Genomic DNA, 14,200 nt, shown 5'->3' on the forward strand with positions numbered 1-14,200 from the left:
AGATCAGTCGAGCCCCTCAGCCTCGGGGAGAACGCTCCGGTGAAGCCGCTCGGATACGGCCGCGCCGTGGCTCAGCCACTCAGACAGCTCGCCCATCGCTTCGCCTTCGGAGCGCTGGTGGTGGGCTCCGTCGGTCTGATGATCGCGACGCGCTTCGACGTCGTGCCCGTCACCGATCTGCGCACCGCCATCGCCGACGCGTCCACGCCGGCGCTGGAACTGTTCTCGCGCCCGGTCGCCAGCCTGACCGGGCTGACCGACCGGATCGGCACGCTGACCGATCTTGCCGCCGAGAACGCCCGTCTGACCGAACAGAACGAGCGCCTGCGCCATTGGGAGCAGGTGGCGCTCAGGCTTGCGGCCGAGAACACGGCGCTGCGCCGGCAGCTGGGCGTGGTGCCCGATCCCGAACAGCGCTTCCTGTCGGCGCGGATCCTGGCCGATACCGGCGGGCCCTTCGTGCGCACCCTGTTGATTTCGGCCGGCGCCCGCGACGGCATGGCCCGCGACGGGATTGCCGTCACCTCGGCCGGTCTGGTCGGCCGGGTGATCCAGGTGGGCGAAACCTCGTCGCGTCTGCTGCTGCTGTCGGATCTGAACAGCCGCGTGCCGGTGACGGTGGAAACCCCGGACGGGGTGGCCCAGCGGGCCATTCTGGCCGGCGACAATTCGCCGCGTCCGGCGCTCGCCTATCTGCCGCCCCATGTGATGCCCGAAGTGGGCGCACGGGTGGTGACATCGGGCGAGGGCGGCATCTTCCCGCCCGGCCTGGCCGTCGGCCGGGTGATCTCGGTCGAAGAGGGCCAGATCCGGGTGGAGCCCTTCGTCGACTGGCGCCGGCTGGATTTCGTGCGCATTCTGCTCGGCACCGAGCTGCATCCGGAAGGGGCGCCCGAGGTATCGCCGGCCCTGCCGGTGGCACCGGCGCCGGCCCGCAGCCAGTGACGGCCGGCGGAGGGGCATGAACGACACCCTGTTGCAGAAGCTCGACCGTCAGGTGCGGGCTTCGGTGCCCTTCCTGGTGAGCCTGGCCTTCGTGCTGGTCGCCGCAGCCCCCTGGTCGCGCCTGGGCGGCACCGCCATGGTGCCCTGGCCGGTGCTGATCGCGGTGACCTATTGGAGCATCTACCGCCCGGACCGGCTGCCCTACTGGTCGGTCTTCATCCTGGGGCTGGTGGAGGATGCGATCGGCTGGGGGCCGTTCGGACAGACCGCGCTGGTGCTGCTGGTGGTCCGGGCGATCCTGGTCAGCCAGCGCAAGGTGTTTCGCGGCAAGTCGTTCCTGCTGATCTGGGCAGCCTTTGCGGCGGTGGCGCTGGTCGCCTGCAGCCTGGTCTGGATCTCCACCATGATCTATGCCTGGTCGGTGCTGTCGCCGGCCCCGGCGGTGGCGCAGTGGATGGCGAGCGTTGCGGCCTATCCGCCAGCTGCATGGCTGCTGGGCCAGATCCACGCGCTGGCGCTGCGCCGGCAGTGATCCTATCTTCCCAAGGGTCCGGCCCCGGCCGGCCCCGGCGGCGCAGCGCCCGTCCCCTGCGCGTCGACCTTCGGTGTCCTGCTCCATGCGTGACGAACAGAACCGCCACCGGCTCATCACCCGCCGCACCCTGCTGCTGGGCGGCGCCCAGCTGGCGCTGACCGGCGTGCTGGGTGCGCGCATGTGGTATCTGCAGGTGGCAGAGGCCGACCGCTACAAGACGCTGGCCGACGACAACCGGATCAGCCTGCGCCTGCTGGCGCCGCCGCGCGGCCGGATCTTCGATCGCGACGGCCGGCCGCTGGCGCTGAACCGCGAGAATTACCGCCTGCTGGTGGTGCCCGAACAGGCCGCCGATCTGGAACAGGTTCTCTCGCAGCTCGCTCAGCTGGTGGAACTGCCCGAGGACGTCCAGGCCCGGGTGGTGCGCGAGGCGGAGCGGCGGCGGCGCTTCTCGGCCCTGCCGGTGCGCGACAACCTCACCTGGGACGAGGTCGCCAAGGTCGAGGTCAACGGCCCCGATCTGGCCGGGGTGATGATCGATGTCGGCCTTGCCCGCGAATATCCGATGGGGGCCACCATGGCCCATATCATCGGCTATGTCGGCGCCCCGGCCGAGAAGGATCTGGATGGCGACCCGCTGCTGGAACTGCCCGATTTCCGGATCGGCAAATCGGGGATCGAGCGGGCGGCGGAGCCGCGGCTGCGCGGCCGTGCCGGCACCATCCGGGTGGAGGTGAATGCCTATGGCCGCGAAATCCGCGAGCTGGACCGCGCCGAAGGCGTGCCGGGCGACGATGTCCAGCTGACCATCGATGCCGACCTGCAGACCTTCACCACCGCGCGGCTCGCCTTCGACAGCGCGGCCGCGGTGGTGATGGACATCCATTCGGGCGACATTCTGGCCGCGGCCTCGGTGCCGACCTTCGACCCGATGCTCTTCGACCGCGGCATCTCCATGGCCGACTGGACGGAGCTGACCTCCAACCCGCGGGCGCCGCTGATCAACAAGGCGCTGGGCGGCCAGTATCCGCCCGGCTCCACCTTCAAGATGGTGGTGGCGCTGGCGGCGCTGGAAGCGGGCGTGATCCCGCGCGACCACACCGTCTTCTGCCCCGGCCATCTGGACATGGGCGACAACCGCTTCCATTGCTGGCGGCGCGGCGGCCATGGCGAGGTCGGCGTGGTGGAAGCCATCGCCCAGTCCTGCGACGTGTTCTTCTACGACATCGCCCGGCGGGTGGGCATCGATGCCATCGCCGCCATGGGCCAGCGCTTCGGCCTGGGCCACCGGCTGCAGATCGGCCTGCCGGGGGAACGCCCGGGACTGATGCCGACCAAGGACTGGAAGATGGCCGCCCGTGGCCGTGGCTGGACCCAGGGCGAGACCCTGATCGCCGGCATCGGCCAGGGCTATGTCCTCACGACCCCGCTTCAGCTGGCGGTGATGACGGCGCGGCTGGCCAATGGCGGCCGGGCGGTGGTGCCGCGGCTTTATCGCGAGATCGACGATGCCCGTGCGGCCGGCGCGCAGCTCTGGAACGTGGCGGCCCCCGCCGCCGGCACCGGGCTGGATCCGGCGGTGCCGCTGCCCGAAAGCGGCATTCAGCTGGCCGATACCATGGGCATCGACCGCAGCCATATGGAACTGGTGCTGGAAGGCATGCGCCGGGTGGTGAACAACCGCCGCGGCACCGCGCACAAGGCGGCGATCGAAGATCCGGCCTATGCCTATGCCGGCAAGACCGGCACCGCCCAGGTCCGGCGCATCACCCGGGCGGAGCGCGACAGCGGCCGCTACAAGGCGGCCGACGTGCCCTGGCTTGAACGCGATCATGCGCTGTTCGTGGGCTATGCGCCGCTCGGCGCCCCGCGCTATGCCTGTTCCTGCATCATCGAACATGGCGGCAGCGGCAGCGGCGTCGCGGCGCCGGTGGTGGCCGATATCCTGCGGGCGACGATTGCGCTGGGGGCCGAGCGCGAGCGTCGCGGCAACCGGCCGCCGGCACCGCAGCCGCAGCCGGCAGGAGCCGGGCGCCCCGATCGCATCGTCCGGGGCCCCGGCCGTCCGGGCCAAGGGGAGGCGACATGAGCCTGCACGATCATTCCGCCCCGGCCAGCCTGGGCCTGGCCCAGCGCATCCGGTCGTTCGGCTGGGGGCTTCTGGCCCTGCTGACCATGGTGGCCGGCACCGGCTTTCTGGTGCTCTATTCCGCCGCCAATGGCAGTTTTTCCCCCTGGGCCGATGCGCAGATGATCCGTTTCGCCATCGGCGTGGTGCTGATGGTGGTGATCGGCCTGACCCATCTGAAGCTCTGGCTACGGCTTGCCTATCCGCTCTATGGCGTGGCCCTGCTGCTGCTGGTGGCGGTGGAGATCATGGGCGATATCGGCATGGGCGCCCAGCGCTGGATCGATCTCGGCTTCTTCCAGCTTCAGCCGTCGGAGGTGATGAAGATCGCGATCGTGCTGGCGCTGGCCCGCTATTTCCACGGCTGCACGGCCGAGGATATCCGCCGGCCGGTCACCCTGCTGCTGCCGCTGGCGATGGTGGCGGCGCCGGCGCTGCTGGTGCTGCGCCAGCCCGATCTCGGCACCACCGGCATGCTGATCCTGGGGGCGGGCGCGACCTTCTTCGTGGCGGGGGTGCGGGCCTGGAAGTTCCTGGTGGTGCTGGCGCTGTTCGGCGCCTCGCTGCCGGTCGGCTGGTCGATGCTGCACGAATACCAGCGCCAGCGCGTGCTGACCTTCATGGACCCGTCGCGTGACCCGCTGGGCGCCGGCTATCACATCACCCAGTCCAAGATCGCGCTGGGTTCCGGGGGCGTCACCGGCAAGGGCTTCATGCAGGGCACCCAAAGCCATCTGAGCTTCCTGCCCGAGAAGCAGACCGATTTCATCTTCACCATGTATGCCGAGGAATTCGGCCTGATCGGCGGCATTCTGCTGCTGCTGCTGTTCGTGTCGGTGGTGCTCTATGCGCTCTCGGTCTCGCTCAGGGCCCGCACGGTGTTCGGGCGGCTGGTCGCGGCGGGTGTGGGAACGACCTTCTTCTTCTACTACTTCATCAACATCGCGATGGTGATGGGCCTGATCCCGGTGGTGGGCGTGCCGCTGCCGATGGTGTCATACGGCGGCACGCAGATGATGACCCTGATGATCGCCTTCGGCCTGCTCGCCTGCGTGAACACCCACCGCGACGTCCAGCTGCGCCGCCAGCCCGGGCTGGAGGGTTATTGAAAACAGGGGCGAAATTCGGGGCGTCGGAAAAAATTCACGGGACATCGAAAAACCCTCTTGGCAGACCCCGCTTTCCCTTGTTATAAGCCGCGCACCGCACGATGCGGGCGCATAGCTCAGTTGGTAGAGCAGCTGACTCTTAATCAGCGGGTCCAAGGTTCGAGTCCTTGTGCGCCCACCATGTTTTTCAAAGCCCTGCCGGAAACGGCGGGGCTTTGTCATTTTGCGGTCCCCCCAAAATCCCCCCACGAGCCACCGTTTCCGCTTCAAGCCTTCCACCGCCGCGACCCCAGATGTCGCACCGTGCTCCTACGATTGCCCAGTTCGGCGATACTCGGACCACCGGCGGTCAGGAGGGAAGAAGATGTTCAGGAAGATCGCGCATGGTGTGGCCCTGACCGGCCCCCCGCTTCTGCTGGTGCTGCCCCCGGCGAAGTGGGAAGCGCCTGCTTCAGGCCATGGAACCCCGCACTGAGCCAACCGGCGGTATCCTACTCGTCCTCCACGTTTGCCATCAGCGCATAGGGATCGAAGCCGATGGCCTTGGCGAGGTCCAGGTACTCCAGGACATCCAGTCGGCGTTCCCCGAGTTCGACCTTGGCCACATAGGACGGCGGCTTGCCCAAGCGCTCGGCTACCTGGATTTGGGTGAGGCCATGCGCCTTGCGCTCCGCCACCAGAAGGGCGCGGAGCTTGCGGTGCCGGTCGCTGTGGATGGTTTTTGCCACTCTGGAAGCCTCGTTGTGCTTCCCAGAGGAGAGGGCATCTGGCACAATTCTCCCAAATTAGAAGAATTTGTTTCGCCTCAATGACTTGTGATGGTACGAAGTGTGGCGCCACACCAAGGATGGTATAATTCATGATAATCAATTTTAGGTAGCGCAACGCCGACTTTCTGGTGATATTCCCCCTATGGATGTCGAAGAGGTCCGATGTCGTCCTTTCGCAACGCTCAGCTTCTCCGCCTGCTCGGCATGATCCGCGACTTGTCGTCGGCGCGGACGGGGGTGAGCATCCGCGACCTTCGCGAGCGCTACGGCGTGACGCGGCGGACCATTGAGCGGGACATGGCCGCCATTGAGGCGGTTGGCTACACGGTCGAGACCCTGCCCGATCTGGAACCCGGCCACGTCCGCAAGCGCATCCCCGCGAGCGTCCCCAACCTTCAGATGCCGTTGACGGCAGAGGAACTGGCGGCGGCGCGGGCCGGGGTGGCGGCGCTGGAGCGGGACGCCCCGGCCTCGGTCGCGGCCACCCTGCGCTTGCTGGTCCACCGGCTGGAGGAAGCCCAGACGCAGGCGGTGGCCGTCGATGGCGGGGCCTTGGACGACGCCCAAGCCTTCGTCCCCCGCCCCGGCCACCGCTCGGAGGCGTCCGCCATCATCATTGAGGACTTGCGGGCCGCCATCTTGCGCTGCGAGCGGGTCCATGTCACCTACCGCAAAGGTGGAGAAGGCGCGGGGCGCGAGTACGAGGCCGAACCTTACGGCATCCTTTACGGGGCCAAGGGCTACTTGGTCTGGCGCGGCGTCGAGGACCGCAAGTGGCGCAAGTTCGCTCTGCCCTTCATCGACAAGGTCACGCTCACGGGCGCCCCCTTTGAACGCGACTCCTCTTTCCAACTGGCGGCCTTTGCCACCGACTCATTTGGCATCTGGCGCGAAGAGCCCGTCACCGTGGAACTGCGCGTCCTGCCGTCAGGCCAGGCGCGGCTACGCCACCACCGCTTCCACCCCACAGAAACCGTCGAGCCGCAACCGGACGGCGGTGCCATTGTCCGCTTCACCGCCAGCGGCCTGACCGAAATCTGTTGGCACCTCTTCACTTGGGGCGCGGACATCCGCGTTCTGGGGCCTGAGGGGCTGGTTGAGGCGTACTCGCGCGCACTGCATTCCGCCCGCTCGGCACTGGAGGATCATGCCGTCGTTTAGCTGTGATGCCTGCGGAGCCTGTTGCCGCAACCTCCATCTCGCGCCCCAGTACCGCCCGCTGGACCGTGGAGATGGGATTTGCCGTCACCTCGACGAACGAACGAACCTGTGCCGCATCTATGACGACCGGCCGCCTTTGTGCCGGGTCGAGGAACAGTTCCTGCCTCTCTTCGCCGACACCATGAGCTTCGACCAGTACGTCGAGGAAACGACGAAGATATGCCAGGAACTGAAGCGTATCACACCAAGCACAACGAAGTGAGAGGAGAAGAAGGATGTTCTTGCGTGATTTGACTGACGAGCAAAAGAGGGCCTTCCTTGTTCTGGCCGACAAAGTTGTTCTGGCCGATGGTCATTTGGCCCCCGAGGAAACCATGCTCCTTGACACGTTCCGGGCCGAAATGGATGTTGCCGACGTCCCGGTGCCGCAGATGGACCTCGCCGAGGCGGCAAAGATCTTCGACACCCGCAAGGCCAGGGTGTCCGTCCTCTTCGAACTGATTGCGCTGGGCCACGCCGATGGCGACTTCGACAAGGATGAGTCGGCCGTGGTCACGGAAATCAAGCGGGCCTTCGGTCTGTCGCTTGCCGAGTTCGAGGCGATGGTGAACTGGGTGCTGCGCCAGATGGCTCTGGTCCGCGAGGCGTCCGAACTCATGGCGCAGGAGGCTTGATATGCCACTTCCTCTGATTCTTGGTGGTGTCGCCATTGCTGCTGGTCTGGCTGGAGCGAAGAAGGGCTATGACGCCTACTCGGCCAATAAGGAGGCGGGCAGCGTTGCGGTCGAAGCCGCTCACCTGTTCGACACGGCCAAGAGCCGCCTGGAAGCGGACAAGGACGGAGCCGTCGATAAACTCGCCGACTTGGGGCGCTTGCGCCTTGAGACATGGGAAAACGACATGGGGCGTTTCGTCAGTCTGTTCGAGCGGATCAAGGACGTGGAACTGACCGGCGAGGTGGCAAAGGACAGTTTCGCCCGCGCCGTGGTGACTGAAGCGGAACTGGTCCACCTGCGTGACATCTCCTTCAAGGCGGCGGAAATTGTTGGTGGCGGGGTTGGGGCGCTGGGCTCGGGAGCCCTTGCTGGCGTGGCCGCCTATGGTGGGGCTATGACCTTCGGCGCGGCGTCCACGGGAACCGCCATCGGCAGTCTGACCGGTGTCGCGGCCACAAACGCCACGCTGGCTTGGTTCGGTGGCGGTTCCTTGGCTGCTGGCGGCATGGGGATGGCCGGAGGACTGGCGGTGCTGGGCGGCCTTGTCACTGGCCCGGTCCTCCTTGTCGGCGGCTGGGCGTTGTCGGCAAAAGCAGACGCCAACCTCGCCAAGGCCAGGGCCAATCTGGCGGAGGCCAGGAAGGCGGTGGCCGAGATGGGAACGGCCGGGGCGGCTCTGCGCAGCATCGCCCGCCTTGCCTACCAGTACACTCTTGTCATCACCCGATACCGCTCGACTTTTGGCTCCATCATGGACCGGCTGGGCGAGGTCATCGACGAAGCGGGCACCTCTTTCCCGGCCTACACCAAGCAGCAAAAGGAAACAGTGTGGCTGGCGGTCGAAGCGGCCAGCGTGATGAAAAAGCTGCTGGAGACCTCGTTGCTGCGTCCCGATGGTTCGGTCGATCCGAACAGTAGCGCTCCCCTTGCCCTGCCCAAGGTGATGGTTGGCAAACTGGAAGCCCAGGGGGCCGCTCATGCCGGAGCGTGACGAGGACAAGGAGCGCGAGGACCACGTCATCACTCAGGGGGCGGCCCAGTTCGGGGCCGCCGCCGCCTCCAATGCCGCGCGAGCCGCCGACTTCATCGACGAAGGCTGGGCTGCGGTGGAAATGGTGCTGCAAGGGGAGGCAAAAAAGCTTGAGAGCACCGATCCTCGATGGGCCAATGCTCACAGAGCGCAGGCGAAAGGCAACGTTTTCGAGACGCTCAATGACCTGAAGGACAATGTTGAACGCCTGGAAGGAGGAAAGGACGGGCTGTGGCGCAATACCCGGCTGAACGGCCAGAATCGGGCGCCTCAGGATTCTGTCCTTGTGGTTGATGGGAAGGTCGTTCTCGCCCGACAGGACAAGCTGTTGTCGGGACCGACCACCCAGAACCTTAAATCCATTGCCCATGAGAAATACACAGGCATGGACATCACCGTGCCCGAGGGTGAAGTGGCCCTCTGGAAGCTGAAAATGCGGGAGATGGCCGACAAGACCGACGACCCGCAGCAAAAGGCTCGTTACCTGGATGCCGAGCAGAGAATTCGAGGCGGCGTGGAACGCCAGGACGCCGAGGCGGCTGTTACTGATCGCAACACGTACCGGTTCCGTCAGGAACTGAAGGCGTTCGGAAAGGAAGCCGCCACGGCCGCCGGGTCTGCCGCTTTGGGCGCCAGCGTGGTTGCCGGAACCGTGTCCTCGATCAGAAACGGTATCAAGCTTTACCAAGGCGATATCACAGGCAAGGAGGCCCTGGTCGCTGTCGCCAGCGATACCTCTACCTCTGCCCTTCGCGCGGGTGCGGTCGGAGCGCTGAGTGTTGGGGTGCGTCATGCCGCCAACAAGGTCGGCCTGCAAGCGCTGAAGAAGGGTGGACCGGCCGGTGCCATTGCCGCTGCCACATTGGAGGTCGGCCGGACCGTCTACGACTTGGCCAAGGGTAAGGTAACCCCAGGCCAAGCTGCGGAAACACTAGGCGAAACAGGGTGTTGCATGGTGGCTGGAGTTTACGTAGGTGGAGCCGCAGCCACCGCGTTCGGCAACATCGGCGTCATCCCGCTGACTGTTGTCGGTATCTCGGCCCCGCTCAGCATCCCGGTCATCGTTGCAAGCACGGCTGCCTGCATCACGGTGTCGCTAACCTACCAGACCTGCATCCAGATCTTCAAGACGGCGAGGTTGGAGCAAGAGGAGGCGGAACGGGTCATGGTCCTGGCCGCAGCCGCCGAAGCGGAACTCATTGCTCAGCGCGAGGAGTTCGAAAAAGCCGCCGAAGACTACTTCCAAGATAGGCAACGGACGTTTGGCAACGCCTTCGCTATTGTAGGCCAGGGGATGGGAGCCGGTGACATCGTGACCACGATCATGGGGCTGTCCAGGCTGGCGGAAAGCGTCGGCGGCAGCCTGCGCTTCGCTGGGTTCGAGGAGTTCGAGCAATTCATGGGAGACCCGGAAACCGTCTTGGTGCTGTAGCCTCCATGCGACCCCATCCGTCGCACCCCCGCGCTATCCCTGAGGGGCATTTTTCGCCTTTCAGGGATAAACACGCATGACCCAATACCGTCTTTTCCTCGCTGGTTTCATCGCCTTCGCCGTCGCCATCGGGACTGCGTCCGCCGAGCCGGTCAACATCGGGAAGCTGCACGCGCTGCTGTGGAACCAGGAAGCGGAAGCCATGGCGCGCTACGGCGCGGATGGTGACGAAATCCCCGAGGTCCGGGTGGCGAACCCGACGGTGACGACGGAGCGGGCGGAAGACGGCACGATCCTCGCCGTGGTGAAGGCCCAGTTCTTCACGGGTGGCCGCGTGCGCAGGATCGCGCCGGACGTCTACTACACGGACGTCTACTGCGTCATGGAGGAAGATCTGGAAGCCGCGCGGCGCATCCGGGCCGACCAGCAACTCATCCTCATCGGTCCCATCGCCTCGGTGGAGACTTACGACGAGAAGACCAGAAACTCCTGGTTCAGCACCAAGCGGGCCATCATGTATCCGTGCTCCATTCTGAACCCGCTCACTGCGGTCGAACTGGGGCTGGAGTTCGACTGCGATGCCTGGGCGGATTGGGCATCCCAAGCCTACATGCGCCTCGGAGAAAGCGGGCGCGAAGGGGCCGCCGCTGCGTGCCGCGAAAAACTGGCGGGCCTTCCTGCCGGTGTGGGAGGAAACTCGACCGACAGCCGGGAGAGTTGCGCGTGGTTCCTGCGTGATGTTCTCGGCTGGGAGAACGCCACGGATGACAGCGCCTACATGCGGCGGTGCGTGATTGATTGAGCTTGGCCCCCTTGCCCAGAGGCAAGGGGGCGCCAGCTTAGTTATCACCCGGACCAGCCCACCGCAACCTGGTTCGCCGCCTCGATCAGCCGCTGCGGCGCCAAGTGGGCGTACCGCATGGTCATCTGCACCTGCGAATGCCCAAGGATTTCCCCGACCTCATGCAACGTCCTGCCCTTGCTGACCAGAGTGCTGGCGAAGGTATGCCTCAGGTCGTGGATGCGGAGGTCGGGAGGCAGACCGGCCCGCGTCTTGACGCGGTCCCAAGCCTTCCGCACGCCCTCCAGGTGGTGCTCCGGGGCCTTCCCCGGAAACACCCACGGGCAACCCGGCAGGCGCCGCTGGCGGTTTAGGACGCGAAGCGCCAAATCCGACAAGGGGATGTGGCGCCGACGGCCGCTCTTCGATCTCGGCACCACCCACAGGCGGCGCTCGAAGTCGATGTGCTCCCACTTCGCCGCCAGGGCCTCGCCCTTGCGGGCGCCCGTGGCGGCGAGCAGGGCGATGACGCCCGCCGCCACTTGGCTGGGCTCCTCGTCAAGCGCCAGGAAAAGGGCGCGCAACTCGGTTTCCGTCAGGTACTTCTCGCGGTGGTGCTCGCGGCGCATCTCGGCGTGCTGGGCCGGGTTGCGGCCCTGGTAAGCCTCCCAGCGCAGCGCCAAGTTGAAGATGCGCCGGACCAGGGCCGTGACACGGTTGACGGTTCCATCCGCCAGCCCCTCGTCGCGGAGGGCCTTCTGCAAGGCGGCCACGTCGCTGGGTGTGACTTCGTCGAGGCGCTTGTTTTCCCAGCGCGGCTTGAGCCTGTTCTTGTAGAAGCTCCTGTGGTCCCGCGCTGACCGTAGTCGGTCCTCGACGTAGGGCAGGTAGCGGTCCTCGCAGAAAGCGCCGAAGGTCGGCACCGCCTTGAGGCGGTCCCTCTCGGCGCCTGGGTCGCCGCCAAGGCTTGCTTCCGCCCTGATCTCCTGCGCACGTTTGCGCGCCTGATCCACGGTGACGTCGCCGAGGCGGCCCAAACGGATTTCCCGGGTGCGGGCACGGCCGTCACGGTAGCGGACGTAGAATGTGACAGATCCCGAGGGCCAGACCTCCATGAGGAAGCCCGACAGGCGGTCGTCGAAGACGCGGATCTTGCGCTTCCCCGCCGGGACGGGCGGAGGGCTCTTCGCCAGCGCCCGGGTGATGGTCTGGGTCGGCATGTCTTCTCCTTGTTTGCACGCGAAATGACGATGCCCCGCCGCAAGGACGGGGCATTCGGTTCGGCATCTCGTGTTGTGGGGCTATCGGGATGCGGCCCGTTGGGTGGGGCGCGGCCTCCACGGGAAATGGAGGCCGCCGAATGAAATGAGCTTGAGGAGCGCGGCGGTTTCGTCGCCGACCGGCCTGGACCTACTGGGCGGTGTTGTCCTTGACGCGCTGTTCCAGGAACTCGACCAAGTGCTGGGCGGTGTACCGGATCACCTTGCGCGACAGGTTGATGTAGCGCGGCCCCTCGCCGCAGATGCGCCAACGCTCAAGCGTGCGTTCGCTGACGTCAAGGTAGGTGGCGACCTCATCCGGCCGCATCAGGCGCGGAACGGAGACCTGATGGGACGCACCGAGGGTGCCCGGCGGAAGTACATCGGTTGCGGTAGGGACCTGTTTCGAGTGCATTGGGATTTCCTTGTTGGAGTGCCAGCCCTGGCTGTGCTGATGGTTGCCCTTGCGGCGGGCGTCACAACGGCGCCCAATTGGACTGTTCGCGGCCCCTCGGCAAAAAAAGGAGGCGAAAGCGCCTCCTTCAGGTGGTCCGGCCGTTACCGGCGGCTTTCGGTGGACCGGAACCTCTGGCTGTTGTGGTCGCGGTTCCTACGGCTTGGGCGGCAAGTCGCCCCGCTTGTTGGCGGCTTCGATGGCGCTTGCGGCTACTTGGAGGACGAGGACCAAGATCGGAATCCAGTTCGGCACGGTTTTCTCCTTTGATATCGGGAATGGTGCGCCCGGTGGCCGTCATGGCAGGTTGATCCGGGACGGCCAGAAGGGCGAAATGTCGTCGAGGCGATGCGCCCGGATGTCGGGCACGTCGGGCACCAGCGCCGGGTGGTGCGCGCGGTCGATGAGCACCGGGTCGCCCTGGTGGCGCCCGAGCAACTCGCCGACGTGGAAGTGGCGCCACTCCGGGATCACCCGGGTCGTGAAGCCGAAAAGAATGTCCCCCTCGCGCTCCACCGGGAACCAGTTCATGGCGTGCCACCGGCATCGGAAGCGCAGCGGCAGGACCAACTCGGCTGTCTCGCGCGCCTCCGTGGCCCACAGGGGCGGCAGGTCGGCAAGGGTCTCGACGAGCTTCTCGCCGCTCATTGCCGGGCCTCAAGAAACAGGAACCAACTGCCGTCGCTGGCGTGGCTGACCGCGACGCCCTCGCGGCACCAGTGGGCGGCCAGTTCCTCTTCGTCGGGCAGGTTGTTGATGCCGTCGTGCAACTTTTGGAGGGTCGTGGCGGAGACGCCCAGGTCGCGCAGGTAATTGAGCACCATCCTGGGGTCCTGGTCGGTCTGGCAGTTGTCGTCAAAGGTGGAGAGGGCGAGAAGTTCCTCGGCGTCGGCTGGCGTGTCCGGTGCGAGGAAGCGCCTTCGCAGGGCCACGAAGGCAGGGTGGTCGGGGTGGTTCATGGGGGGCATCTCCTGTGCGGTCGGCGCGATCAGGCCGGATCACAGGAAATGAAATGTGGCTGTGGTCAGCAGTTGTTGCCCCGAGGTGACGGGAGGACCGGAGGTCCCGCCATTCCGCTTCGGCTTTCGTGGCGACGGAAGATTGTTCTGCTCAACAACCTTGCGACCCTCGCCGTCCGGTGACGTGGAACCCAAGCACCGTGTGGTGCTTGGGTCCCTCGCCGAGATTGGTGACGCGGGCCTCGGCGGTATTGGGGCGCGCTGCCGGGGAGGCCCGAGAAAGCGGATTGCTGGCGTCGCTCAGGCGAGCGCGGGGTTGTCGTTGGCTGGCGCAGGGACGGAGCCGACGGCATCGCACGCCGGATGGCTTCCGGCGACCATGTTGTGGTACCGCTGCCGCACTTCCTCGGGCGTGGTCGGCGGAATGCCCAGCCGGAAGCGCCGGAAGAGGTCGTCGTTGCTCACCACGGCCGAAATCAGGTCCAGGCAGTGGCGCTGCCAGAAGCGCGGCCCGGACCATGCGGGCGCCTGATAGCTCGGCAGGCAGGGCTCCATGGCGTCGAAGTTCAACTGCATGATGGTCGCGAAGGGATGGGCAGGGAGTTCGTCCCGGAAAAGCCCTGCGCAAACGACGTCCTGCATCCGGCGGACGAAGTGGGGCAGATCGGAAGTCATCGGCTGGAACGTGACCCCGAGGGGTGCCAGCGGCTCGCGGCGGTACTCGGCGATCCAGCTTTCCACCAGACCGCGCGGGAAGCCGAAAGTCAGTTCGGCTTCCGAGAGGTTCCAGCCGAAGAGGTCCGCGAGGTCTTCCAGTTCCAGCTTGGTTACAAGGCGCCACATGTCGTGCATCGTGCTCTCCTTTCTGCCCCGGCGCGCAGGCGTCCGGGTGGTTGCTTTGGCGGGCACTGCAGGACACCG

At 66.1% G+C, this 14,200-nt stretch carries 16 protein-coding genes and 1 tRNA gene; 11 read left to right on the forward strand and 6 right to left on the reverse strand.

The window, feature by feature from the left end; translation table 11 throughout:
• The first annotated feature begins 39 nt into the window (after window positions 1–39).
• The 5 genes from mreC to WI697_RS18865 all read left to right on the forward strand — a co-directional run bounded on the left by mreC (window position 40) and on the right by WI697_RS18865 (window position 4,898).
• A complete protein-coding gene (mreC, locus tag WI697_RS18845; RefSeq protein ID WP_345959546.1) occupies window positions 40–945 on the forward strand; it encodes a rod shape-determining protein MreC in 906 nt (301 codons plus the stop codon).
• Window positions 946–961: 16 nt separating this feature from the next.
• Window positions 962–1,477: a rod shape-determining protein MreD gene (mreD, locus tag WI697_RS18850; protein WP_345959547.1), complete on the forward strand. Its 516-nt coding sequence runs from the start codon at window positions 962–964 to the stop codon at window positions 1,475–1,477.
• An 85-nt stretch (window positions 1,478–1,562) separates the two neighbouring features.
• The gene (mrdA, locus tag WI697_RS18855; RefSeq protein WP_345959548.1) at window positions 1,563–3,569 is read left to right on the forward strand and encodes a penicillin-binding protein 2; all 2,007 of its coding nucleotides are present in this window, start codon (window positions 1,563–1,565) and stop codon (window positions 3,567–3,569) included.
• A complete protein-coding gene (rodA, locus tag WI697_RS18860; RefSeq protein ID WP_296713902.1) occupies window positions 3,566–4,717 on the forward strand; it encodes a rod shape-determining protein RodA in 1,152 nt (383 codons plus the stop codon). Before mrdA ends, rodA begins: the two co-directional genes overlap by 4 nt.
• A 105-nt stretch (window positions 4,718–4,822) precedes the next feature.
• Window positions 4,823–4,898 (forward strand) — tRNA-Lys (locus WI697_RS18865).
• Window positions 4,899–5,208: 310 nt separating this feature from the next.
• Here the strand turns inward: WI697_RS18865 and WI697_RS18870 are convergent.
• Window positions 5,209–5,445: a helix-turn-helix domain-containing protein gene (locus WI697_RS18870; RefSeq protein ID WP_345959549.1), complete on the reverse strand. Its 237-nt coding sequence runs from the start codon at window positions 5,443–5,445 to the stop codon at window positions 5,209–5,211.
• 204 nt (window positions 5,446–5,649) lie between these two features.
• Between WI697_RS18870 and WI697_RS18875 the strand changes: the two genes are divergently transcribed.
• The 6 genes from WI697_RS18875 (at window position 5,650) to WI697_RS18895 (ending at window position 10,628) form a co-directional block, all read left to right on the forward strand.
• Window positions 5,650–6,648: a helix-turn-helix transcriptional regulator gene (locus tag WI697_RS18875; protein WP_345959550.1), complete on the forward strand. Its 999-nt coding sequence runs from the start codon at window positions 5,650–5,652 to the stop codon at window positions 6,646–6,648.
• The gene (locus tag WI697_RS27490) at window positions 6,635–6,910 is read left to right on the forward strand and encodes a YkgJ family cysteine cluster protein (protein ID WP_385998520.1); all 276 of its coding nucleotides are present in this window, start codon (window positions 6,635–6,637) and stop codon (window positions 6,908–6,910) included. Before WI697_RS18875 ends, WI697_RS27490 begins: the two co-directional genes overlap by 14 nt.
• A 13-nt stretch (window positions 6,911–6,923) precedes the next feature.
• A complete protein-coding gene (locus tag WI697_RS18880) occupies window positions 6,924–7,322 on the forward strand; it encodes a TerB family tellurite resistance protein (RefSeq protein ID WP_345959551.1) in 399 nt (132 codons plus the stop codon).
• Between the two features lies 1 nt (window position 7,323).
• Window positions 7,324–8,355, forward strand: a complete 1,032-nt coding sequence (locus tag WI697_RS18885; protein ID WP_345959552.1) for a hypothetical protein — start codon at window positions 7,324–7,326, stop codon at window positions 8,353–8,355.
• On the forward strand, window positions 8,342–9,826 hold the full coding sequence (locus WI697_RS18890; protein ID WP_345959553.1) for a hypothetical protein: 1,485 nt from the start codon (window positions 8,342–8,344) through the stop codon (window positions 9,824–9,826). The genes WI697_RS18885 and WI697_RS18890 overlap by 14 nt, the downstream gene beginning before the upstream one ends.
• 76 nt (window positions 9,827–9,902) lie before the next feature.
• Complete coding sequence (locus tag WI697_RS18895) at window positions 9,903–10,628, forward strand: hypothetical protein (protein ID WP_345959554.1); 726 nt, start codon at window positions 9,903–9,905, stop codon at window positions 10,626–10,628.
• Window positions 10,629–10,672: 44 nt separating this feature from the next.
• On the opposite strand, the gene WI697_RS18900 is transcribed toward WI697_RS18895, so the two are convergent.
• The 5 genes from WI697_RS18900 to WI697_RS18920 form a co-directional block, all read right to left on the reverse strand.
• Complete coding sequence (locus WI697_RS18900) at window positions 10,673–11,827, reverse strand: site-specific integrase (protein ID WP_345959555.1); 1,155 nt, start codon at window positions 11,825–11,827, stop codon at window positions 10,673–10,675.
• A gap of 190 nt (window positions 11,828–12,017) precedes the next feature.
• Window positions 12,018–12,281, reverse strand: coding sequence for a helix-turn-helix transcriptional regulator (locus tag WI697_RS18905; protein ID WP_345959556.1), 264 nt, complete (start codon window positions 12,279–12,281; stop codon window positions 12,018–12,020).
• Window positions 12,282–12,617: 336 nt separating this feature from the next.
• The gene (locus tag WI697_RS18910) at window positions 12,618–12,968 is read right to left on the reverse strand and encodes a hypothetical protein (RefSeq protein WP_345959557.1); all 351 of its coding nucleotides are present in this window, start codon (window positions 12,966–12,968) and stop codon (window positions 12,618–12,620) included.
• Window positions 12,965–13,279 carry a hypothetical protein gene (locus WI697_RS18915; RefSeq protein ID WP_345959558.1) on the reverse strand — a complete coding sequence of 105 codons (315 nt, stop codon included), beginning with the start codon at window positions 13,277–13,279 and terminating at the stop codon, window positions 12,965–12,967. Before WI697_RS18915 ends, WI697_RS18910 begins: the two co-directional genes overlap by 4 nt.
• A 300-nt stretch (window positions 13,280–13,579) precedes the next feature.
• Window positions 13,580–14,131: a hypothetical protein gene (locus WI697_RS18920; protein ID WP_345959560.1), complete on the reverse strand. Its 552-nt coding sequence runs from the start codon at window positions 14,129–14,131 to the stop codon at window positions 13,580–13,582.
• Window positions 14,132–14,200: the final 69 nt, after the last annotated feature.

This window comes from Tistrella mobilis, assembly GCF_039634785.1.
GTDB lineage: Bacteria > Pseudomonadota > Alphaproteobacteria > Tistrellales > Tistrellaceae > Tistrella > Tistrella mobilis.

What these genes read in the sequence shown, in the direction of transcription:
- mreD (WP_345959547.1), top strand. Translation starts at nt 962, where the DNA reads ATGAACGACACCCTGTTGCAGAAGCTCGACCGTCAGGTGCGGGCTTCG.
- mrdA (WP_345959548.1), top strand. Translation starts at nt 1,563, where the DNA reads ATGCGTGACGAACAGAACCGCCACCGGCTCATCACCCGCCGCACCCTG.
- rodA (WP_296713902.1), top strand. Translation starts at nt 3,566, where the DNA reads ATGAGCCTGCACGATCATTCCGCCCCGGCCAGCCTGGGCCTGGCCCAG.
- WI697_RS18875 (WP_345959550.1), top strand. Translation starts at nt 5,650, where the DNA reads ATGTCGTCCTTTCGCAACGCTCAGCTTCTCCGCCTGCTCGGCATGATC.
- WI697_RS27490 (WP_385998520.1), top strand. Translation starts at nt 6,635, where the DNA reads ATGCCGTCGTTTAGCTGTGATGCCTGCGGAGCCTGTTGCCGCAACCTC.
- WI697_RS18880 (WP_345959551.1), top strand. Translation starts at nt 6,924, where the DNA reads ATGTTCTTGCGTGATTTGACTGACGAGCAAAAGAGGGCCTTCCTTGTT.
- WI697_RS18885 (WP_345959552.1), top strand. Translation starts at nt 7,324, where the DNA reads ATGCCACTTCCTCTGATTCTTGGTGGTGTCGCCATTGCTGCTGGTCTG.
- WI697_RS18890 (WP_345959553.1), top strand. Translation starts at nt 8,342, where the DNA reads ATGCCGGAGCGTGACGAGGACAAGGAGCGCGAGGACCACGTCATCACT.
- WI697_RS18895 (WP_345959554.1), top strand. Translation starts at nt 9,903, where the DNA reads ATGACCCAATACCGTCTTTTCCTCGCTGGTTTCATCGCCTTCGCCGTC.
- WI697_RS18900 (WP_345959555.1), bottom strand. Translation starts at nt 11,827, where the DNA reads ATGCCGACCCAGACCATCACCCGGGCGCTGGCGAAGAGCCCTCCGCCC.
- WI697_RS18905 (WP_345959556.1), bottom strand. Translation starts at nt 12,281, where the DNA reads ATGCACTCGAAACAGGTCCCTACCGCAACCGATGTACTTCCGCCGGGC.
- WI697_RS18910 (WP_345959557.1), bottom strand. Translation starts at nt 12,968, where the DNA reads ATGAGCGGCGAGAAGCTCGTCGAGACCCTTGCCGACCTGCCGCCCCTG.
- WI697_RS18915 (WP_345959558.1), bottom strand. Translation starts at nt 13,279, where the DNA reads ATGAACCACCCCGACCACCCTGCCTTCGTGGCCCTGCGAAGGCGCTTC.
- WI697_RS18920 (WP_345959560.1), bottom strand. Translation starts at nt 14,131, where the DNA reads ATGCACGACATGTGGCGCCTTGTAACCAAGCTGGAACTGGAAGACCTC.